This window comes from Flavobacterium sp. Flavsp81, from assembly GCF_059491325.1.
The window spans coordinates 1,187,693-1,210,472 of sequence record NZ_CP168505.1; the positions used below are offsets into that span (position 1 = coordinate 1,187,693).

Consider the following 22,780-nt stretch of genomic DNA (forward strand, 5'->3'; position numbering starts at 1 on the left):
TGGCACAAAAGATATAGCGGACAGCCGGAAATAGCTTCTAATAAAAATTGAACATTAACATTTCATTTAAATACTGTTGAAAGATATAATTAGTATTTTTGAAGCTCTTTCAAAAATACTAATCACACTATGCGAAAAACTCAGATACAGGCATTTTTAGTTTTCTTAATCAGTATTCAAATTTCTTTTGCTCAGCAGCCACAAAAACCTAATTCTGTTGAGATTTATAATCAAATTAGAAAATTAAACTTTTTAGGTTCTGTTTTATATATTGCAGCACATCCTGATGATGAAAATACGCGTTTGATTTCGTATTTATCGAATGAAGTTAATGCCAGAACAGGTTATTTATCCTTAACCCGCGGTGATGGCGGTCAAAATTTAATTGGTTCGCAACTGCGTGAATTATTGGGTGTTATCAGAACGCAGGAATTAATAGAAGCCAGAAAAATTGATGGCGGAGAACAGTTTTTTTCGCGTGCCAATGATTTTGGTTATTCAAAAAACCCTGATGAGACTTTAAAAATCTGGGATAAGGATAAAGTGCTTGCCGATGTCATCTGGACGATCAGGAAATTCCAGCCTGATGTAATCATCAATCGTTTTGACCATCGATCACCGGGAACAACCCACGGACACCATACTTCATCTGCGATGTTAAGTGTGGAGAGTTTTGATTTAGCAAATAATGCTAAAATATATCCTGAGCAGCTAAAATATGTAACTCCATGGCAGGTTAAACGTCAATTTTTTAATACTTCGTGGTGGTTTTACGGAAGCCAGGAAAAATTTGATGCTGCTAATAAGTCCAAATTTACCACATTACAAACAGGTGTTTACTATTCCGGAATAGGAAAATCTAATCAGGAAATTGCTGCTTTAAGCCGTAGCCGTCATCAGTCCCAAGGTTTCGGAAGTACAGGAAGCCGTGGTGATGAATTGGAATATTTGGAACTTATCAATGGTGAAACTCCACAAAATCGCAATGATTTGTTTGATGGAATTGACACTTCATGGAATCGTGTAAAAAATGGAAAACCTATCGGCGAACTGATTTCTAAAATTATTGCAAATTACAATTTCAGCAATCCATCAGCCAGTATTCCGGATTTGGTAAAAGCGTATTCAATGATTCAGGATTTGGAAGATACCCATTGGAAAGATATAAAATCGGATGCTATAAAAAACATCATCGCATCCAGTTCGGGTTTATATTTAGAGGCTGTTGCAGAGGAACAGGAAGCTACGCCCGGAAGCACTATTAAATTAAATATTGAAGCGATCAACAGATGTGCAGTTGAAATGCAATTGACAGGTTTAACTTCGTTACCGGATAACAAAACCACTGTTAAATATAAGCTTTTCTTAAAAAACAATAACGACCAGCGATTTAAACTTGAAATTCAGCTTCCAGACACAATCGAATATACGCAGCCTTATTGGCTAAAAGAAAAAGCAAGCACAGGAATGTACACGGTTTCTAATCAGGAAATCATTGGAATTCCGGATATTATTCGAGAAGTAAAAGTTATTTTTAATGTGAGAATTAATAGTGTTGACATTCCCTTTGAAAAAACTGTAGTCTATAAATACAACGACGGAGTAAAAGGCGAAATGTATAATTTTCTTGATATTGTACCGGAAGTTACCTCTTCTATACTTGAAAAAGTTCTCATTTTTAAAGATAATAAAAGTAAAATGATTCCGGTAAAAGTCCGTGCCGGTAAAGATGCCATCAAGGGAAATTTACAACTGGAATTACCAAAAAGCTGGATAGTTTCTCCAAAACAAATTCCGTTTGCTTTAGACAAAAAAGGCATGGAACAAACTTTTTATTTTGAAGTTATTCCTCCGTCAAACCCGGAAGAAGCTATTGCAAAAAGCATTGTTATTATTGATAATCAGCGTTTTGATAAAGACGAAACTATAATCGGTTTTGAGCATATTACCAAACAAATGGTTTTGAAACCAGCCGAATCAAAATTCTTAAAAATCGATTTAAAAACCACAGATGATACCATTGGTTATATAATGGGTGCAGGCGATGAGGTTCCGGAAAGCCTGAGTCAGATGGGATATAAAGTGACCATTTTGAAACCGGAAGAGATTACACCTGAAAAACTGGATTCGTTTAATGTCGTCATAACAGGAATACGCGCCTATAATACTGTAAACGCTTTGGCTAACAAACAGTCGATTCTTTTTGATTTTGTAAAAAGAGGGAAAACAATGATTGTGCAATACAATACAAATGGAAAACTTATTACGGATAAAATTGCGCCATATCCACTTAAAATTTCAAATGATCGTGTAACAGAAGAGAATGCAAAAATTACATTTTTAGCTCCTAATCATCCTGTTTTGAACACGCCAAACAAAATCAGTACAAAAGATTTTGAAGGCTGGACACAAGAACAAGGCTTATATTATCCCGATCAATATGATCGTGCCTTTACTCCTGTTATATCCTCACACGATAAAGGTGAATCTTCTAAAGATGGTGCCTTATTAGTCGCTCCTTATGGAAAAGGATATTATATTTACACTGGTCTAAGCTTTTTTAGAGAATTGCCGGAAGGGGTTTCAGGTGCTTACCGATTATTATCGAATATTATTTCGTTAAAACAACCTATAGAAGCTCCTAAACAAGAATTAAAGCCTTAAAAAACAGTCAAAGATGGAAGCTAAAAAACAAAAAAAATGGAAAAAAAGTTACACCTATGTATTGGTTGCTAATGCAATTTACATTGTTATTTTTTTCTTAATCATGCAATTATACTCTTAACTTATGCAATTATTTGATTGGTTTGTACTGATTGTTACTCTTTTATTTATTGTAGGGTATGGTTCCTGGAAAACAAAAGGCAGTAAAAATGTTGAGGACTTTATTTTAGGAAATAACGAAACTCCATGGTATACTGTAGGTCTGTCCGTTATGGCTACTCAGGCCAGTGCGATTACTTTTTTATCTACTCCGGGTCAGGCTTATCATGACGGAATGGGGTTTGTGCAATTCTACTTCGGATTGCCAATTGCAATGATCGTTATTTGTGTAACTTTTATTCCGCTATATCATAAACATAAAGTTTTTACCGCGTATGAGTTTTTGGAGAAACGATTTGATGTAAAAACACGTTCGTTGACAGCCATTTTGTTTTTAGTTCAGAGAGGTTTGGGAACAGGATTGACTATATATGCTCCTGCAATTATCCTATCAGCACTTTTAGGCTGGAATTTAACTTTGATGAACATCATTATTGGTGTTTTGGTTATAATTTACACTTTCTCAGGAGGCACAAAAGCCGTAAATGTGACTCAAAAGCAACAAATGTTTGTGATCATGACCGGAATGTTTATTACCTTTTTCCTAATCCTTCATTATTTACCTCAGGATATGACATTTTCAAGTGCAATGCATATTGCCGGTGCAAATGACAAAATGAATATTGTAAATTTTTCTTTTGATCCTGAAGAAAGATATACTTTTTGGAGCGGTATCACAGGTGGTTTTTTCCTGATGCTTGCCTACTTTGGAACAGATCAATCACAAGTAGGACGCTATTTGTCCGGAAAATCGGTTAAGGAAAGCCAAATGGGATTAATCATGAACGGGCTGTTAAAAGTTCCCATGCAGTTTTTTATATTGCTGACGGGAGTGATGGTTTTTGTATTTTTTCAATTCAATCCTGTGCCACTGAATTTTAATCCCAACAATAAGATCATCATTGAAAAATCAGCTTATAAAGATGAGTATCATGCTCTGGAAGCTAAATTGAATACACTTTCTGAAGATAAAAAAGTGATCAATCTCTTATATATTGAACAATTGAATCAGGATTATGATAATCCGATTCTTAGGAAAGAATTAGTTGCCTTATCCAATAAAGAAAAAGATTTGCGGGACCGTGCCAAAGAAATTATTTCTAAAGCTGACAGTAACAGTGAAACTAACGATAAAGATTATGTGTTTTTTCATTTCATCCTGCATTATTTACCCAAAGGACTCATCGGTTTATTACTCGCTGTGATTCTTTCGGCAGCAATGTCTTCAACGGCTTCAGGACTAAATGCACTAGCTTCTACTACCGCAATTGATATTTATAAACGTAATCTCAAAAACGAAAAATCGGAAAAGCATTATCTGAATGCTACCAAATTTTTTACTCTTTTTTGGGGAATTATTGCCATCCTTTTTGCCTGCATAGGAACTTTATTCGAAAATTTAATTCAGCTCGTAAATATTATCGGTTCTATATTTTACGGAACTGTTTTAGGAATCTTTTTGGTTGGATTTTATTTAAGGCGTGTTCAGGCCAAACCTATGTTTTACAGTGCCATTCTCAGTCAGATAACTATTTTTGTCATTTATTATTTTATGATATATATTTATCCAAGCGGTCAGGAAAAATTAGGCTATTTATGGCTAAATTTCATTGGGGCAATATTAACTATTTTGTTATCGCTTTTTATGCAAATTGCTTTTTTCAAGAGGGATGATCTTGAGTTAAATGAATTATGACCTAAGTTAAACATCAATTCAAATAATTTATTTCAAATTTGCTTATCAAATAATATACTACTTATATATGCTGAACTTTAATTTTACTCCTTTTCCGGTTATAGAAACTGAACGTTTAATTTTAAGAAGAATCACAAATGATGATGCTAACGAAATATTTGAATTACGCTCAAATCCGGAAACAATGAAATATATTCCGAGGCCTTTGGTAAAAACTACTGAAGATGCACTCGAACATGTAGCCATGATTGAAGAAAAAATCGTTACAAATGTTGGTATTAATTGGGGAATAACTTTAAAAGGCAATTCTAAAGTTCTGGGTATTATTGGATATTACAGAATACAGCCAGAAAATCACCGCGCCGAAATCGGTTATATGTTACTCCCTGATTTTCATGGAAAAGGAATTATTTCCGAAGCGCTAAAACGATTGATTGCCTATGGTTTTGATGATTTAAAATTACATTCCATTGAGGCTGTAATTGATCCTGAAAATGCTGCTTCTGAAAAGGTTTTACAAAAATGTGGTTTTGTCAAAGAAGCACATTTAAAAGAAGCGGAATTTTATGAAGGAAAATTTCTCGATAAGGTAATTTATTCATTATTAAACAGTAAGTAATTTTCAGAAATAAATCTATTAAATAATTTTATTTCGGCAACAGTAATTATTTGTTTGCGTTATATTTGCACGCGAAATAATATTTACAAAACTCCATGAAAAAGGTATTTTTTATAATTGTACTTATACTATCTCTTCAATTACAGAGCCAAACTTACATAAAATTTAATGCCGCTACAACATTAGTCCTTGTTCCAAATATTGGAGTAGAAACCAGTATTGGGGAAAAAACTACTTTTAGTTTTGACGTAATGGCTTCTTTTTGGGATTCTTTTGATGGAAAAAAACCAATGAAATTTTTCCTTTTAACTCCTGAGATCCGTTATCACTTTAAAGAAAAATATAATGGATTTTATGCGGGTCTTAATACAGGATTTGACACCTATGAACTTCAAAAATGGAATTATTGGGATTCTAATAAATATGAAACAGGTTTTGGATATAGATTAGGAGCTACAATAGGTTATAATAAAAAACTGACTGACAAATTATTATTGGACATTTTTGTAGGTGGCGGTTGGCACCAGGGGTTTTACGAAGGCCATTATAACGACGGAACTCCCGGAAGTTACGAGCAGGTAAAAAATTGGGATAAAAGCGGTGAATGGTTACCTTATCGTGGCGGAGTTATGATTTCTTATAAATTAAACTAATTTCCTGAAAATTTAGAAAGCGAATTTAAATACAGTTCTTCCACTTTTTTTCTGGCCCAATCGGTTTTTCTTAAAAAAGTTAAGCTTGATTTTACACTGGGATTTTCATTAAAACACTTAATCGGAATTAATTCTCCCAAAGTATCAAAACCATAATGATCTACTAACTTTTCTACTATTTTTTGAAGTGTAATCCCGTGTAACGGATCTTGTGATTTTTGCTTTTCCATATTGCAAATTTATATCATTTATCCAAAAACAATTGCGCTTTCATTTATTTGTTACTAAATTTGTCAAACTATGTTAAAAACTGTCAATATACTTAATAAAAGAGCCCGGTTTGATTATGAAATAATCGACACCTATACTGCTGGAATTGTTTTGGCAGGAACTGAAATAAAATCTATCCGGTTAGGAAAAGCAAATATTACAGAGAGTTTTTGTGAATTCAGTAATAATGAGCTTTTTGCGATCAATACTTATATTGAAGAATATGCTTTTGGAAATCAATTCAACCATAAATCAAGAAGCGAAAGAAAATTGCTTTTAAATAAAAAAGAATTAAAAAATCTTCAAAAAAGTGTTCAGGCAAAAGGATTGACTATAGTTCCTCTAAAATTATTTACAAACGAAAAAGGACTTGCCAAACTTCAGATTGGTCTTTGCAAAGGAAAGAAAAACTACGACAAACGTGAATCTTTAAAAGAACAGGATACAAAACGTGATTTGGACCGAATTAAAAAGGCATACAATTAATCTAAAGTATTCGCTTTAAAAATAGAATTCTAAAAAGCAATATTTTTTAATATTGCTTTTTTTGTTTAAAATTTTATGACAAAATATGTCACGACAATTTCAGAACATCTAAATTATGAAATCACTTCTTAAAAACGGCAGAGAAAAAAAGGGACTAAAAACGAGAGAAGTAGCACAATTACTCAGTATCGACCAGGCTTTGATAAGTAAATTTGAAAGCGGTACACGAAAACCAACCAAAGAACAAGTAATCAAATTAGCCGAACTTTTAGAAATTGATTATGAAACTTTGATAATTGCCTGGCTAAAAGAAAAAATTCTAAATGAAATTGAAAACGAAGAATTTGCTTTAAAAGCACTTGCTGTTGCTGAACAAGAATTTAAATATAAAAAAACCGTTTCTAAAATAGAATTATCCGATACGTTAGAAAAAATAGTAAAAGAAATTGATAACCTGAAAACCAAAGTCGACATTTTTCGCCAAAATGATGATTCTAAAAATATAAAAACTTTTGAACTCGAATATACTTTTGAAAGTAATCGGACTGAAGGGAATACCATGACTCTTCTCGAAACTGAAATGGTAATAAATAAAGGATTAACTATTTCCGGAAAAAGCATGCGCGAACATCTTGAAATAATCAACCATCAGGAAGCTATTGGTTTTATAAAAGATTTAGTCAAAAAAAATAATTCTTTGAACGAACGGGATCTTTTATCAATCCATAATTTACTCCTGAGAGGAATCATTCCGGAAGAAGCAGGAAATTACAGAAAAGAACAAGACAAAATTAATAACAGTATTGCTATTTCTGCATCACCACTTATGATTTCCAAAGAGATTGAAGAGTCTTTTATTTGGTATGAAATCAATAAAAACAGACTTCATCCGATAATTTTAGCTGCAGAAATGCACGAACGCCTTTTTAAAATCCAACCTTTTGCTAATGGTAACGGAAAAGTTTCAAGATTAATGTTAAACCTCATTTTAATGCAAAAAGGGTATCTGATTGTTAATATAAAAAAAGAAGATTACAAAAAATATCAATCATTAAAGACTGAAAAAATAAAAAACAACAATGAAGATTTTGCACTTTTTATTGCACAAATGGAGAAAGAAAGTTTAGAAAAATATATTAAGCATTCTTAGCAAAAGAAAATACGACATACTATTTTTATATTAGTTACCTTAAATAAATAATTTCAATTTTCAAGAATCAAAAAAGCCTTTCCAAGATTTTGAATAATATCCGATGCTATAAAAGATTGGCAACCTGTTTGTGGCAGTGCAATATCAGCTGTTAGTCCATGAAGAAAAACTCCTAATTTTGCCGCTTGTACAGGTTCATAATTTTGCGCTAATAATCCCGTAATAATTCCTGTTAGTACATCACCGCTTCCGGCAGTTGCCAAAGCGGCATTACCAGTAGTGTTTTCGTAGATTTTATTTTTATTGATAATGAATGTTGGCGCACCTTTCATCACTATGATGACTTTATATTTTTCAGAAAAAGCGATTGTTTTCTGAAACTTCTCCGATTCAGAATTCCAATTGCCAATTAAACGTTCGAGTTCTTTTGGATGCGGAGTTAAAATTGTGTTTTCCGGCACTAATTCCAGCCAGGGTTTATTTTCGGCTAAAATATTTAAAGCATCAGCATCCAGGACCAAAGGGGATTTGTTGATTCTTAAAAACCCGAATAATGCTTTTTGTGTGGCCAGCTCCTTCCCTATTCCCGGACCAATTCCGATTGCTTGTGGCGGCAGCGGGAGATTAATATTGGTAATGAAATTTACATTTTCATCAGTAATTACCATAACTTCCGGGATGCTCATCTGCAGGATTTGATAACCACATTTTGGTGTAAAAGCCGTAACGAGTCCACAGCCGGCTTTTAAACAGGATTTTGAAGCTAAAACTGCCGCTCCTATTTTGCCGTAACTTCCTGCAATGATCACAGCATGACCCTGAAGCCCTTTATGTGTCTGTGGATTTACAGGTTTGTAAAATTTTAGAATTTCTTCTTTTGTGATTAAAAATGAAGTTTTCATTTAGGTTTTTTTATAAATTAAAGTTACATAAAAAAGGGGATATAAGGGTTGTAATTGCTAACGTAAAGTCATAGCCCTGGTAGCAGCGGCATCCTTTTTGTTTTTCCTTTAAAAATAAAAAGATATAGCGGATAACAGGAAATAGCTCCTAATCATTGCGAATTTTATAATTCAGACAGCTTATTTTCGGTATTTTTTGAATAAATTTGCGACACAATTTTTAAAACATCACAATGAAAAATACTGCGCTTACGCACATACATGAAAGTTTAGGAGCAAAAATGCTGCCTTTTGCAGGTTATAATATGCCAATTACGTACGAAGGCGTTAATGCTGAACACGAAACGGTTCGTAACAGTGTAGGCGTTTTTGACGTTTCACATATGGGCGAATTTTTACTTACAGGACCAAATGCTTTAGCTTTGATTCAAAAAGTAACTTCAAACGATGCTTCAACATTAACAATCGGCAGAGCACAATATTCTTGTCTGCCTAATAATGATGGAGGAATTGTTGATGATCTGATTGTTTATAAAATGAAAGAAGAGCAATATTTATTAGTAGTAAATGCTTCGAATATTGAAAAAGACTGGAATTGGATTTCTTCACACAATGATTTGGATGTAGATATGAAAAATCTTTCTGATGATTATTCTTTATTGGCAATTCAGGGACCAAAGGCAGTCGAAGCTATGCAAAGTCTTACTTCTATAGATTTATCGGCAATAGCTTATTATCATTTTGAAGTGGCGGATTTTGCAGGGATCGAGCATGTAATTATTTCTGCAACTGGTTATACCGGTTCAGGCGGATTTGAGATTTACTGCAAAAACAACGAAGCAGAACAAGTTTGGAATAAAGTTTTTGAAGCCGGGGCTGCTTACGGAATCAAACCAATTGGATTAGCTGCACGTGATACTTTGCGTTTAGAAATGGGATTCTGCTTATACGGAAACGATATTAATGATACCACTTCTCCTCTTGAAGCCGGTTTAGGCTGGATCACAAAATTCAATAAAGAATTCACGAACTCAGACAACCTGAAAAAACAGAAAGAAGAAGGCGTTACTAACAAATTAGTGGCTTTTGAAATGCAGGAGCGCGCAGTACCAAGACATGATTATGAAATTGTTGATGCTTCGGGTGCTGTAATTGGTATTGTAACATCAGGAACTATGTCACCTTCTATGAATAAAGGGATTGGTTTAGGATATGTTACTGTGGATAATAGTGCCATTGACAATGATATCTTTATCCGAATTAGAAAAAATGATGTTCCTGCGAAAGTGGTAAAACTGCCATTTTATAAAAAATAGATTTTTTTATTCGCTGCAAATTTTTTAATTATTTGCAATAGAATTTTAATACCTCAAAATGCATTGCACTGATAAAGTTGTAATGCATTTTTTTTGCTGTGAATTCAATGTAAGGAAAACTGTTTTTCTCTCATTTCTTTCATTGTCAAATTAATGACATTCATTAGGTTAGTTCAAAAAGTGTCGGGCTGAGGCGGAGTCGAAGCCCTTCATACTTACAAATCTCTTCGACTCCGCCTTTACTTTGGATTTGATAAAAAGCTTTAAATTTATTCAAAGGAAAGCAGAGGTGAACTTTCGACTCCGCTAGTTAAGAACTATGCTGTGCATTAGTCCTCTGCCTTCCCCTTGAATCCCGTTGAATTGCTTCAAATAGAATGATAGACATAGCGGTCTAATAAAGGCTCTAAAGAAGTTCAACATTTTTGTTTATCTTAAATTCAAAGTTATGAAAAAGTATTCATTTTATGTCGGCATTGATGTATCAAAAGCTAAATTAGATATTAATATTCTTGATGCTTCAACTCTTAGGTCAGAGCATTTTAGCATAGAAAATAATATCAAAAACATTTCTGTTTTTATCAAAAATATGAGCAGGCAGGTTAATAAAGAATATATTCTTTTTTGTTGTGAAAACACAGGTATTTATACCAATCATATATCAAGTGCTTCAGTAAAACTCAATCTGGATTTATGGATTGTTCCTGCGATTGAAATAAAAAAATCAAAAGGAATTTCAAGAGGAAAAAATGATAAAATTGATGCCAGGGATATTTCTTATTACAGTTACAGAAACATAGATAAATTAAAACTATTTACTTTAACAGGCATAGAGATTCAAAAACTAAAAATTCTTTATACCGAAAGAGAAAAAATGCTAAAAGCCTTATTGCTTATACAAGCTACAAAAGAAAATAAAGATTTTACAGATAAAATAATTTTCAGGGAAGTATCTCAAATTAACCAGGCTCTGGCTAAATCTATTAAAAATTCGATCAATAAAATTGAGTCGAGAATTAAAGAAATAATTAAATCAAACGATCAATTAACCAAACAAATCCAACTTATCAGATCAATTCCCGGGCTCGGAGAACAAACCAGCGTGTATTTGATTATTGCAACAAAAGGATTTACAGCGTTTAAAAACTGGAGGCAATTTGCCTGTTACTCTGGTGTTGCCCCTTTTGAACATAGCTCTGGTTCCAGTGTAAAAGGAAGGACCAGAGTGAATCATATGGCTGATAAAAAAATGAAGTCACTATTGCAAATGTGCGCTATGACAACATTAAAATATGATCCACAATTAAAGGAATATTACAATAAGAAAAAAGTGGAAGGCAAAAACTCAATGTTGGTTTTAAATAATATCAGATGCAAACTTATAAGCAGGGTCTTTGCTGTTATAGCAAGGGAAACTCCATATATAAATACCTATAAATTTGCATCGTAATTTTTTAGTACTTTTTGTTGTTTTTTATCATAGAATGCTCAGAGTGACATTGATTATTAAAAATAGATATCATCGACATTTTAAGAGAATTACTATTATTTGTCGAAAAATAAACGTAATTTTAGTATAAGCGAAGATTATTTATTTATGAAAAATTTATCATTGGTATTTTTACTGGTTACAAATGCTCTATTTAGTCAAAATAGCGATCAGACATGCGAAATACTTACCAAAATAAATTCGCTTATTCAAAGTGACCATGTAAGACCCAAACCAGTAGATGACAGCTTATCGGTTTTTGTTTTTGACAATCTTATTGATGAACTTGATCCGTCAAGAAATATTTTTTTAAAGTCAGAATATGATGAAATGGCGCAAAAATATCGTTTGAATTTAGACAATTTAATTTTAGGAAATGATTGTGATTTTTTAAGTGATATTACCACTAAATATATAAATGGACTTACGAGAACCAAAAATGTTTTAGAGAAAATTCAAGCCGGAACAATTGATTACAATAAAAAAGATACGATTCGGTTCTACAAAAACGCTTTTTCGTTTTATCTCAAAAAAGAGGATTTGGAAAAAGTCTGGCTGAAAAAATTACGTTATCAGATTTTAGATGATATTGTTGAAAAGAGTAACGATCTGGATTCTCTTAAATCTAATTTTAAATCGATAGAATCAGAATCAAAAAAAGCAATTTTATCAAATGAGATATGCAGAATTAATACCCTCCTGGAAAGAAAGGATACACAACAGGAAAAACTTTATAACTTTTTTTGTACTTATTTCGATCCACACACAACTTATTTTAGCAACGATTCTAAATCCAGTTTTGTAGCTTCATTATCAAAAGAACATTTGTCTTTGGGAATGAGTGTAAAATTAAATGAGAAAAACGAAATCATCATTGAAGAATTAGATCCTAATGGCCCTGCTTATCAGACAGGACAAATTAAAAAGGGAGATCAGATTGTTTCTATTTCTAATCAAAAAGAAACTTTGGAAGTTTCCTGCTCTTCTCTGGAATCAATTTCTACCATGATTTTGTCTGAGTCAAATAAGAATATTACCCTTACGCTGAAGCGAAATTCAGGTAAAAATTTCGATGTTTATATTGAAAAACAATTGATGAAAGATGAGGATAATTCGGTTTTCAGTTTTATAATTGGCAAAGAAAGTAAAATTGGATACATTAAAATTCCAAGCTTCTATGCCGATTTAGAATCTACAGGTCAAAAAGGCTGTGCAGATGATGTTGCCCGGGAAATTATAAAGTTAGAAAGAGATAATGTAAAAGGTCTGGTAATTGATTTAATTGATAATGGAGGCGGTTCAATGGAGGAAGCCATAAGACTGGCCGGGATGTTTATTGATTATGGACCTATTTCTATTGTTGTAGATAACAAAAAAAATAAATCGGTTATTAATGACCCATACAAAGGATTAATTTATAAAGGTCCGATTGTAGTTTTAGTTAATAGCAATACAGCTTCTGCCAGTGAGTTTTTTTCTTCAATTTTACAAGATTACAACCGTGCTTTAATATTAGGCAGTAATACATTGGGAAAGGCAACTATGCAGACCATTCTTCCGCTTGACGAAAATACAGCTACAGATTTTTTAAAGATTACAGTTAATAAATTCTACAGGGTTACTGGTAAAAGTCACCAGAATATCGGCGTAAAACCTGATGTTGTCCTTCCTGAGTTTTATGAAAGTGTTTACCAAAAAGAAAGTAATTTCCCGACGGCAATTCAGAACGACAGTATTGACTCTTTCTTAAAATACAGGCCTTATGTAAAAAGGAACTTAATTGATAAGATTGCAAAAAACAGCACTGCAAGACTGGCTGATAATTTTTACTTTAATGAAATTAAAAAAATAAATGTAAAAATTGATCAAATGGTAAATGTTCCAAAAGCTGAAGTTCCGATAACTCTGGATGCAATTTTCGAGCAAAAAAAAATCAGGGATGGATTATGGACAGAAATTAGTACTTTTAATGATGAGAACAATCCCCTGGAAGTTTATAATTCAACAGTCAATCAGTTTTTATTAGGCGTTTACCCAAGTGAAAAAACAATAAACCAATATCAGATTAATAACCTTAAAACCAATCCTTATCTGAATGAGGCTGTGAATATTATTAATGAATTCAATTCCTCAAAATAATTTTCTGTTTCTTGTTGTGCTCAATATAGTTAAAATAAAGGATGATTTTTGAAGTTAAAAATGGCTTCGTATATGCTATAATCAATCATAAAAACATAATTTAAAAAAGAATAGTTTTGTTTTTGGAAAAATAAGGAATAACCGTATTTTTGCATCACAAAATAAAAAATTAGTAATGGGAAGAGCGTTCGAATTTAGAAAAGGAAGAAAAATGAAACGTTGGTCTGCAATGGCCAAAACATTTACCAGAATTGGTAAAGATATCGTTATGGCCGTTAAAGAAGGTGGTCCTAACCCAGATGCCAATTCTAGATTAAGAGCCGTTATACAAAATGCTAAGGCGGCCAACATGCCTAAAGATAATGTTGAGCGTGCCATAAAAAATGCAAGTAATAAAGATACTGCCAATTATAAGGAAATTTTGTTTGAAGGATATGCTCCTCACGGAATTGCAATTTTGATTGAAACAGCTTCTGACAACAATAATAGGACTGTTGCTAATATCCGCAGCTATTTTAACAAATGTAACGGAACAATGGGAACTCAGGGCTCAGTAGAGTTTATGTTTGACCACACTTGTAATTTCCGTATAGCAAAAGGAAATCTTGATCCTGAAGAACTGGAACTGGAACTAATTGATTTTGGTGCTGAAGAAGTTTTTGAAGACGAAGACGGGATCTTAATCTATGCTCCTTTTGGAAGCTTTGGAGCTTTACAAAAAGAATTAGAAAACAGAGGTTTAGAAATTTTATCTTCCGGTTTTGAGCGTATCCCGCAAATTACCAAAGAACTTACCGAAGCTCAAATTGCCGATGTTGAAAAGTTAATTGAAAAAATAGAAGAAGATGATGACGTAATGAACGTTTATCACACAATGAAGGAAGAATAATTTCTCCTTTTGATAATACGAAGCCTTGTATTTCAGAGCCATTTGTTTATAATGATTTTAAACAAATTCAAAGTATGAACAAATATACTGGTAAGCATTATATTTGTAATTCAAAATAAAAATAATTTTATGAAAAATTCCAAATACACTAAATTTGCCGTAATTATTATGGTCCTATTATTTGTAATGGTGAGTATGTTAAGCTGTGTCATACATCACTCACATTCAAACGGTAACTCTCGAAAAGTACCACCCGGACAGGCCAAAAAAATGTCAGGAAGCAAAAGTGCCAGAGCATATGCCCCTGGACAACAAAAATAATAATTGAAAGGAGAGCCTATTTTTCTTTTGATACATATACAAAAAGCTTTGGGTTTTCCAGAGCTTTTTTATTATACACCTTTTTGAATAAATTAAATCCATTCTGAAACTTCCTTATAATTATTCGGAAGGTATGTAAGATATTGCACCATTCTGGGGAATAAACCATGGTTGGGAGTAGCGCAATGAGGCAAAGCTTTATGCCAGATAATAAAATCACCAGTATTTCCGGTTATAGCAGCTGATTTTAATGTTTCGACAGCTACTGCTCTTGGATTATCCGTTGGTTTTAAATCTCCGAGCCACTGCTCTATCTTTCTATGAAATCCCGGTACACAATGGAATGCTCCTTCATTTTCGGCACAATCTGTAAGATATAAAAGTCCTTGTAAGCCAAATGGAATAGGTAATTTTAAACTAACATCCCAATGGAGCGGACTTCCTAAAAATTTAAAGTGTTCTGATTCAGGGGGATTAAAACTTACTTTATCAATGGTTTTATAAATATTTGTTGTTTTATAAAGCTGTTCATAAGCTTTCTGTATCCGTAAAGATGATCTGTTCTTATTTAAAGTTGGGTGATTAGAAAAATTAAGCATAAGTCCTTTCTGCTCCTTATGTCTGTTATACCATGTTTCTCTTACATCAGGATCCATTTCCAAAAAATTCCAAATGGCTTTTTGAGTTTCCTCACATTCTGATATTGTAATAGCATTTTTCACTATTACATATCCATTTTCCTCCCAAAAGTCAAGGTCTTCTTTTGAAAGAACATCTTCAGAATCAATTTGTTCTTTATTCTTTATTTCATTTTTATTTTGCAATATCCAGTTTTTAAAAGACTCAAAATCAGGTTTATTAAAATACAAATATTGAAGTGTGTCTTCCATACTGATACCTAATCTATAAAGCATTTCAATTTCTTCATTCCATGTAGAGTCATCTTTGCTGTTATGAGAACTTACAGTACGTTTCCAAAGTTTTTCAATAAGTGTCCATTGCATAATTTTTGTTTTAATCAAAAATAATAAAATTTAACGACTTTTCTTATTAATAAAAACATTTGCACACTAAATTGCATTGCTGAAAATTATTTCTAAACCTATTTGAATTGTTGTCATTTAGCCCTGATAGCAGCAGAAATCATTTTTTGAGAAAGCCTGTTTTTTCCTGACTGGGCAGAGCGACCAGCGGAAGCTCCTGAGCAGACTTGGAAAAAAGGATTTGGAGAAAAATATTGAAGCGGATAGCAGGATTAGCTTCATAAAAAAATCTTAAATCTTCATCTGCGATTCATAAATCATAACTACATTTGCACTGTCAAAAAAATCATATTATGAACATACAACATATTCCACAAATTAAGCATACTGATAGTGGCAACTTCTTTTTATTGGCGGGACCCTGCGCTATTGAAGGAGAAGAAATGGCTCTTAGAATTGCTGAAAAATTAGTTGGTATTACCGACAAACTTCAGATTCCTTATGTATTCAAAGGATCTTTTAAAAAAGCCAATCGCTCCAGAATTGATAGTTTTTCCGGAATTGGGGATGAAAAAGCATTAAAAATATTAAGAAAAGTTTCAGAAACTTTCCATGTTCCTACTGTAACAGACATTCATACCAATGAAGATGCTGATATGGCGGCACAATATGTTGATGTTTTACAGATTCCTGCTTTCCTTGTACGTCAAACTGATTTGGTTGTGGCTGCTGCAAATACAGGAAAAGTGGTAAATCTGAAAAAAGGGCAATTTATGAGCCCTGAAAGCATGAAACATGCAGTACAAAAAGTATTGGATTGTAATAACGAAAATGTAATAATTACAGATCGTGGTACTATGTTTGGCTATCAGGATATGATTGTTGATTTTAGGGGAATCCCTACTATGCAGCAATATGCTTCTACAGTTCTGGATGTAACGCACTCCTTACAACAACCTAACCAAACGGCTGGTGTTACGGGTGGAAGACCTGATATGATTGAAACTGTTGCAAAAGCAGGAATTGCTGTAGGTGTTGACGGTATTTTTATTGAAACTCACTTTGACCCTGCCAATGCAAAAAGTGATGGTGCCAATATGCTGCATTTAGACTATTTTGAAGATCTGATGACCAAATTGGTTGCTATCAGAAAAACAGTTAATTCATTCTAATTCTTACTAATAATTGAAAAATAAATTTTTATTCTTGCTTTTCTTTTTAATGTGCTTTGCTAACACTTTTGCTCAGGAAGAAATTGCAATACAAGATAAATACACAGCACACAACAAAGGAAAGTTCTTTATTTCCTGGGGAGGAAACAGAGACAGCTACACAAAATCAGATGTAAACTTCAGAGGAAAAGATTATAATTTTACTTTGCATGATATTTCAGCCCACGATAAACCGAAAGGCTGGCATATTGATTATCTTAATCCTTCCCGAATGACTATCCCTCAAACTAATTTCAGAATGGGATATTTTATTAATGATCATTACAGTGTTGCAATTGGTTGGGATCACATGAAATATGTAATGTATCAAGATCGTGCAGTTGACATTGATGGTTATTATCCAAATCCCGGTACTTATGATGAACAGATTGCAGGTAAACCGGATCAGGTACTTTTGACTGAGAAATTTCTAACTTACGAACATACTGATGGTTTAAATTATGTCAATACAGAAGTTTCAAGACATGATGATATTTCACAATGTATTCATCTTCCAAATACGGATAAATTTCAAATTAACTTAACCGAAGGTTTTGGTGGCGGACTCTTATATCCTAAAACAAATACTAAACTTTTAGGTAAAGATCGTCATGATGATTTTCATGTTTCCGGTTATGGTGTATCTGCTAAAGCTGGAATTAACTTTACTTTTTATAAATATTTTTATATTCAGGGTGAACTAAAAGGAGGTTACATTAACATGCAGGATATCAGAACAACCGTAAGTAAAGATGATAGTGCTTCACAAGATTTTTTCTTCTTTCAGCGAATTGTTGCTTTTGGAGGAATTTTCAGAATTTAAATATACTTTTACAAGACACAAAAAATAGCAGAATTCAAATTTGGATTCTGCTATTTTTATTCATTAAACATCTTTAGCAAATTTGTTACCGTATTCCAGTTTCTAATTGTTGCGATTACATTTAGTTTTTTCTCGATATATTTCTGATCAAATCTGGTTTTTCCGGCTCCAACAGCATATTTAATAAAAATTCGATTTCCATCAATACTAGCGTCGTCCGGTTTAAACTGACTGATTTTCAGGTCGTTTATATTTTCACTTTTTAAAGCAATCGAAACAAAAGCTACATACAGTTTTTTAGTATCTAAATTCTTTTCTTTTAGAAATGGGTTATTTTTAAAACAAGCCTCTAAGTCTTCTTTGGTGATAACAACTGTAGGTACTTCATGCCCGAAAACCTTAAAGATTTCCTGCTTGATGATAAACCCTACCTTAGAGGCATTCTCTTCTTCTGTATCAACAAAAACATTTCCGGATTGCAAGTAAGTTCTAACATTTGAGAAACCAATATTCTCAAGCATCAGTTTTAATGCTTCCATTTTCATCATGTTGTGACCAGAGACGTTAATTCCTCGTAAAAGTGCTAAGTGTGTTGTCATTTCTAAAGTTTAAAATAAAAAATAAAGAGTATTCAATAATTAAAATCGAACACTCTTTCTATTCATCTGCAAACTTACAGTTTTTTATTTCTTCTTTTGATAAACCAATCGAGGGCCGTCACAATTTTGCCAGGTACTTACTAATAAATTATTGTCGTCAATGAAAAAATCTTCTTTTAAATTTCCATAACAACTTCCTACCAGAGTATTGCTTTTTGAATAAGTCAATTCTAAATGTGTCTCATCTGATGTTTTAATAATTGAGAATGTTCCCGATGCGGTTGTAGTGATATTATCTTTTATTCTTGTTTTTACAAATTCTCCATTAGTATTAAAAGTATAAAATTCCTGCCAACTCATTTCAGGCCCCACTATTACAGAGTTGACAATTGAACCTGATATTTCGATTAATTGCCATTTTCCGTAATAATCTAAAGCTAAAGACGGCTTTGTATCATCACTTGAACAAGAAATAAAACTTAAAATTAGAATAAAAGCTGCTCCAAATTTTTTCATCTATATTGTTTTTAAGGTTCTACTTAATAGATGGCCATTTTATTAAATGGTTGCTTATATAAAATTAAAAACCTAAAACCTTGTTACTGAATTTATTATAACTCGTCAGATAAAGCCGTATTTTTATTTTTTACGTTCGATAGTTTCAAAATCCAAATCCATTTCAGATTTGCTGTTTAGGATTCCACCCAAATATATAGGGTACTCTTTGCCATTTTCATCTTTATTATACATAAAAAAACTGCCCAAATTATTATTTTTCGAGTCCTCAAATTTCTTTACTTTATATTCTTTAGTATTGAATGCACCAGGATCTGCTGAAAGCTTATTCCACTCTTCTTCAGAAAAGCTCATCGGAATCATTTCTTTACTTCGAACAACATACATAGTATCCCCGTTAATGCGCATTAATTTTATTAATGCTCCTTGTGAGATACTGTTTTCTTCAGACCACATTGCTTTATAAATATCTCCCGGTTGCGGATGGTTAATTAACTCCGCATATTTTTTAGCATTGTCATTACGGTTTTCTTTAATTATAGAACCGTAAGCAAATAGAAACAAAATTATAAAAGGCAAAACAAACCAAATTGACCAGGGATATAATAATTGCCATAAGGTTCTTTTATGATTGGCGCGAATATTTTTTATAGCAGCAGCCACTGTGTTTGAATACTTTTTCTTTGCAAATATTGAAGCATACGGGTTTTTCAACACATTTTCGCAATTAGTACAAGTCACTCCGGTATGCCTTCCCATTCCAAAAAAAGGTATTCCCAGTGCTATGTATCGCATATACAGGGTTAATTGTAGGTCATCTTTTTTATTACAAGCAGGGCAAGTTTCTTCAGAAAGAATTCTTGAGGTTAAAGGTTTTGTGATTATTTGATAAACGAAAATGAACATCTTTATTTTTTTAAGGTTATTATGGCTAATTGCTGATTAATTGCATTAGATTATTATTATCCAATCCTAAATTTCAATCCGAATGCAAACATAAGTTTTTTCTTTCCAAAAAAAAAGACATAAAAATTATAAAAAATCGTTTCATAATGAAGGTTCCAGAAAAATGAAAAGTATAGATTTTCAAATTTCCCAATTAAAATCTATCTTCGCTTTTGAAAGGAAAAAGAACACAGAACAAAAAAATAACAAAAATCTATGCTCTATTTTCTATATTCTTTATTCTAAATCAGCAACCTAAAATCTACAATCAGTAAATGTCCAATAATCTCCTTGATACTCCAATCGAATACTTAAAAGGCGTTGGTCCCAGTCGTGGTCAATTGCTTCGCAAGGAGTTAGGAATTCATAAATATGGGGATTTAATTAATTTTTTTCCAAATAGATATATTGACAGAACACGTTATTATAAAATAAATGAACTTCAAAATACCGGTACAGAGGTTCAGATTATAGGTAAAATCATCAACATAAAAACTGTTGAGTTTGCAAAGAATAAAAAACGTCTTGTAGCCACTTTTGTGGATGATACCGGACAAATTGATCTGAATTGGTTCCAGGGACATAAATGGATTCGCGAAAGCTTAAAACTAAATGAAGTTTGTGTCATTTTTGGAAAATGTTCTTTATACGGAAGTCAGTTTAGCATGGCACATCCTGAAATTGAGCTTTTAAGCGAGCATGAAAAAAGCCTTCGTTCAGCTATGCAGCCTGTTTATCCTTCAACAGAAACTTTGACCAATCGCGGCATTTCTAACCGAACGGTAAACAAACTAATGGAGCAATTATTTATTGAAACACAGGCTTTATTTACCGAAACTTTTCCTTCCTATTTAATTGAAGAATTAAAATTGATTTCGAAGAAAGCAGCCTTATTCAATATTCATTTTCCTAAAAGTGCCGATGCTTTAGCGAAAGCGCAATTCCGCTTAAAATTTGAAGAACTGTTTTTTATTCAACTACAATTGATTACCAAAAACTTAATTAGAAAGCATAAAATAAAGGGCCATCCATTTACCAAGGTGGGAGAATATTTTAATGAATTTTACCAGAATCATTTGCCTTTTGAGCTTACAAATGCCCAAAAAAGAGTGGTAAAAGAAATCCGTTCTGATATGGGAAGTAATGCTCAAATGAATCGTTTATTACAAGGAGATGTGGGTTCCGGAAAAACGATCGTGGCTTTTATGAGTATGCTTCTGGCTATCGATAATGGGTTCCAAGCATGTTTGATGGCGCCTACAGAAATTTTGGCAAATCAACACTTTATTGGGTTATCTGAATTAGCTAAAACACTAAATATCAATATAAAAATATTAACAGGCTCAACTAAAACTTCAGGAAGAAAAATTATTCACGAAGAACTTGAGGATGGTACTTTGCACATTTTAATCGGAACACACGCCTTATTGGAAGACAAGGTGAAATTTCAAAATTTGGGATTGGCAGTGATTGATGAGCAACATCGTTTTGGTGTAGAACAGCGTTCTAAATTATGGAAGAAAAACGAAATTCCGCCACATGTTTTAGTAATGACCGCAACCCCTATTCCGAGAACTTTAGCAATGAGTTTGTACGGTGATTTGGATATCTCTGTTATTGATGAATTGCCTCCCGGCAGAAAACCCATTCAGACCGTTCATCGTTTTGACAGTAACCGGTTAAAAGTCTGGAAATTTCTTCGTGACCAAATTGCCCTTGGAAGACAAATTTATATTGTGTATCCTTTAATTCAGGAATCTGAGAAAATGGATTTCAAAGATTTAATGGCCGGCTACGAAAGTATTTCCCGTGATTTTCCGTTGCCTCAATATTCAATTTCAATTTTACACGGAAAAATGAAACCGGCTGATAAAGATGCCGAAATGAAACGCTTTTCTGAAGGAAAAACCAATATTATGGTAGCCACAACCGTAATTGAAGTTGGAGTGAATGTTCCGAATGCCAGTGTAATGATTATAGAAAGTGCTGAACGCTTCGGATTATCCCAATTGCACCAATTGCGTGGGCGTGTAGGTCGTGGAGCCGAACAGAGTTATTGTATTTTGATGACAAGCCATAAATTGAGTTCTGACAGTAAAACCCGTATGGAAACAATGGTTCATACCAATGATGGCTTTGAAATTGCCGAAGTCGACCTAAAACTTCGCGGTCCGGGGGATTTGATGGGGACACAGCAAAGTGGTGTCTTAAACCTTCAAATTGCTGATATTGTTCGGGATCGCGATATTTTGATTTTAGCCAGAAATTATGCCCTGAAAATTTTAAGAGAAGATGCTCCATTACAAAAACCTGAACATGCGGTTTTAAAAGCAGTTTTCATAGAATTAACCAAGAAAAAAAATATTTGGAATTATATCAGTTAAAAATAAACTTTCTAATTATCTTATATGTAACCTGAAATATTAATCTAAAAAAAAGACCTTAAATGAATCATTTAAGGCCTTGATGATAATATAATTATGAAAAATATTTAATTAAAATATTTGGTAATGTATGCCACGAGATTTTCATCACTCATTTTATTAGACGTACTTTCACTTGATACTGCATTTTTATATTGTGGAGTTTCAGCTAAAAAATTTATAAACTGTTCCTGGTTTTGCCCAGTTCCGGTTACATGAATTTGATCAATGTTGGGCATTTTACCTGCAATCTCTTTGAAAAATTTGTGCATCAGGCTAATTTCCTGATTGTTTGCATTTTTTTCATTTGAATTATTATCCGGTCCTGCATTTTTTACATGTCCGAGTATAGTAAATTCTCCATTATCAACACTTTCTTTTCCTACGATTATAGCGTCATGCGAATCCATCCAGACTCCGAACGACTTTTTGTTTTTATCTGACATATTTTTATCTTTTCTTAAAGATAGCCTTCTGTAAATTAAAATATGCCTTTTTGTGTTAAGATTGTGATTTACTCATATGGA

General features: G+C 32.8%; 21 protein-coding genes. 14 read left to right on the plus strand and 7 right to left on the minus strand.

Translation table 11 applies throughout. The features are described 5' to 3' along the window. The first annotated feature begins 129 nt into the window (after positions 1 to 129). The 4 genes from ACEN92_RS04895 (at position 130) to ACEN92_RS04910 (ending at position 5,791) form a co-directional block, all read left to right on the plus strand. Positions 130 to 2,664, plus strand: coding sequence for a PIG-L family deacetylase (locus ACEN92_RS04895; protein WP_495641252.1), 2,535 nt, complete (start codon positions 130 to 132; stop codon positions 2,662 to 2,664). A gap of 124 nt (positions 2,665 to 2,788) precedes the next feature. Further along, positions 2,789 to 4,519, plus strand: a complete 1,731-nt coding sequence (locus tag ACEN92_RS04900; RefSeq protein WP_495641253.1) for a sodium:solute symporter family protein — start codon at positions 2,789 to 2,791, stop codon at positions 4,517 to 4,519. Positions 4,520 to 4,586: 67 nt separating this feature from the next. Beyond that, positions 4,587 to 5,138 carry a GNAT family N-acetyltransferase gene (locus ACEN92_RS04905; protein ID WP_495641254.1) on the plus strand — a complete coding sequence of 184 codons (552 nt, stop codon included), beginning with the start codon at positions 4,587 to 4,589 and terminating at the stop codon, positions 5,136 to 5,138. Positions 5,139 to 5,233: 95 nt separating this feature from the next. After that, positions 5,234 to 5,791 carry a DUF3575 domain-containing protein gene (locus ACEN92_RS04910; RefSeq protein WP_495641255.1) on the plus strand — a complete coding sequence of 186 codons (558 nt, stop codon included), beginning with the start codon at positions 5,234 to 5,236 and terminating at the stop codon, positions 5,789 to 5,791. On the opposite strand, the gene ACEN92_RS04915 is transcribed toward ACEN92_RS04910, so the two are convergent. Beyond that, positions 5,788 to 6,021 (minus strand): VF530 family protein, encoded by a 234-nt coding sequence (locus ACEN92_RS04915; protein ID WP_495641256.1) that lies wholly within the window; start codon positions 6,019 to 6,021, stop codon positions 5,788 to 5,790. The genes ACEN92_RS04910 and ACEN92_RS04915 overlap by 4 nt on opposite strands. A 70-nt stretch (positions 6,022 to 6,091) precedes the next feature. On the opposite strand from ACEN92_RS04915, the gene smpB reads away from it, so the two are divergent. Next, entirely contained in the window at positions 6,092 to 6,547 is a 456-nt protein-coding gene (gene smpB, locus ACEN92_RS04920) for an SsrA-binding protein SmpB (protein ID WP_495641257.1), read from the plus strand. Between the two features lie 115 nt (positions 6,548 to 6,662). Beyond that, entirely contained in the window at positions 6,663 to 7,697 is a 1,035-nt protein-coding gene (locus ACEN92_RS04925; RefSeq protein ID WP_495641258.1) for a Fic family protein, read from the plus strand. A gap of 53 nt (positions 7,698 to 7,750) precedes the next feature. Here ACEN92_RS04925 and ACEN92_RS04930 read toward each other — a convergent pair whose 3' ends face one another. Beyond that, positions 7,751 to 8,599: an NAD(P)H-hydrate dehydratase gene (locus ACEN92_RS04930; RefSeq protein WP_495641259.1), complete on the minus strand. Its 849-nt coding sequence runs from the start codon at positions 8,597 to 8,599 to the stop codon at positions 7,751 to 7,753. Positions 8,600 to 8,832: 233 nt separating this feature from the next. On the opposite strand from ACEN92_RS04930, the gene gcvT reads away from it, so the two are divergent. From gcvT to ACEN92_RS04955, 5 genes are all read left to right on the plus strand, one after another. Further along, positions 8,833 to 9,915 carry a glycine cleavage system aminomethyltransferase GcvT gene (gene gcvT, locus ACEN92_RS04935; protein ID WP_495641260.1) on the plus strand — a complete coding sequence of 361 codons (1,083 nt, stop codon included), beginning with the start codon at positions 8,833 to 8,835 and terminating at the stop codon, positions 9,913 to 9,915. Positions 9,916 to 10,363: 448 nt separating this feature from the next. Then, positions 10,364 to 11,365: an IS110 family transposase gene (locus ACEN92_RS04940; protein ID WP_495638805.1), complete on the plus strand. Its 1,002-nt coding sequence runs from the start codon at positions 10,364 to 10,366 to the stop codon at positions 11,363 to 11,365. A gap of 147 nt (positions 11,366 to 11,512) precedes the next feature. Beyond that, on the plus strand, positions 11,513 to 13,543 hold the full coding sequence (locus tag ACEN92_RS04945) for a S41 family peptidase (protein WP_495641261.1): 2,031 nt from the start codon (positions 11,513 to 11,515) through the stop codon (positions 13,541 to 13,543). A gap of 175 nt (positions 13,544 to 13,718) precedes the next feature. Continuing rightward, a complete protein-coding gene (locus tag ACEN92_RS04950) occupies positions 13,719 to 14,432 on the plus strand; it encodes a YebC/PmpR family DNA-binding transcriptional regulator (RefSeq protein ID WP_007811539.1) in 714 nt (237 codons plus the stop codon). A 129-nt stretch (positions 14,433 to 14,561) separates the two neighbouring features. Beyond that, a complete protein-coding gene (locus ACEN92_RS04955) occupies positions 14,562 to 14,753 on the plus strand; it encodes a hypothetical protein (protein ID WP_495641262.1) in 192 nt (63 codons plus the stop codon). A 92-nt stretch (positions 14,754 to 14,845) separates the two neighbouring features. Here the strand turns inward: ACEN92_RS04955 and ACEN92_RS04960 are convergent, their stop codons facing one another. After that, positions 14,846 to 15,757: a phytanoyl-CoA dioxygenase family protein gene (locus tag ACEN92_RS04960; protein WP_495641263.1), complete on the minus strand. Its 912-nt coding sequence runs from the start codon at positions 15,755 to 15,757 to the stop codon at positions 14,846 to 14,848. Between the two features lie 332 nt (positions 15,758 to 16,089). Here ACEN92_RS04960 and kdsA point away from each other — a divergent pair, with 332 nt between their 5' ends. After that, complete coding sequence (gene kdsA / locus ACEN92_RS04965) at positions 16,090 to 16,908, plus strand: 3-deoxy-8-phosphooctulonate synthase (RefSeq protein WP_495641264.1); 819 nt, start codon at positions 16,090 to 16,092, stop codon at positions 16,906 to 16,908. A 13-nt stretch (positions 16,909 to 16,921) separates the two neighbouring features. Continuing rightward, a complete protein-coding gene (locus ACEN92_RS04970) occupies positions 16,922 to 17,770 on the plus strand; it encodes a hypothetical protein (RefSeq protein WP_495641265.1) in 849 nt (282 codons plus the stop codon). Positions 17,771 to 17,826: 56 nt separating this feature from the next. Here ACEN92_RS04970 and ACEN92_RS04975 read toward each other — a convergent pair whose 3' ends face one another. The 3 genes from ACEN92_RS04975 to ACEN92_RS04985 all read right to left on the minus strand — a co-directional run bounded on the left by ACEN92_RS04975 (position 17,827) and on the right by ACEN92_RS04985 (position 19,791). Continuing rightward, a complete protein-coding gene (locus ACEN92_RS04975) occupies positions 17,827 to 18,369 on the minus strand; it encodes a DUF1697 domain-containing protein (RefSeq protein ID WP_495641266.1) in 543 nt (180 codons plus the stop codon). 84 nt (positions 18,370 to 18,453) lie between these two features. After that, entirely contained in the window at positions 18,454 to 18,885 is a 432-nt protein-coding gene (locus ACEN92_RS04980; RefSeq protein WP_495641267.1) for a hypothetical protein, read from the minus strand. 123 nt (positions 18,886 to 19,008) lie between these two features. Further along, complete coding sequence (locus ACEN92_RS04985) at positions 19,009 to 19,791, minus strand: hypothetical protein (protein ID WP_495641268.1); 783 nt, start codon at positions 19,789 to 19,791, stop codon at positions 19,009 to 19,011. Positions 19,792 to 20,105: 314 nt separating this feature from the next. On the opposite strand from ACEN92_RS04985, the gene recG reads away from it, so the two are divergent. Continuing rightward, complete coding sequence (gene recG, locus ACEN92_RS04990; RefSeq protein WP_495641269.1) at positions 20,106 to 22,214, plus strand: ATP-dependent DNA helicase RecG; 2,109 nt, start codon at positions 20,106 to 20,108, stop codon at positions 22,212 to 22,214. 107 nt (positions 22,215 to 22,321) lie between these two features. On the opposite strand, the gene ACEN92_RS04995 is transcribed toward recG, so the two are convergent. Further along, on the minus strand, positions 22,322 to 22,699 hold the full coding sequence (locus ACEN92_RS04995) for a hypothetical protein (protein ID WP_495641270.1): 378 nt from the start codon (positions 22,697 to 22,699) through the stop codon (positions 22,322 to 22,324). Positions 22,700 to 22,780 lie beyond the last annotated feature (81 nt).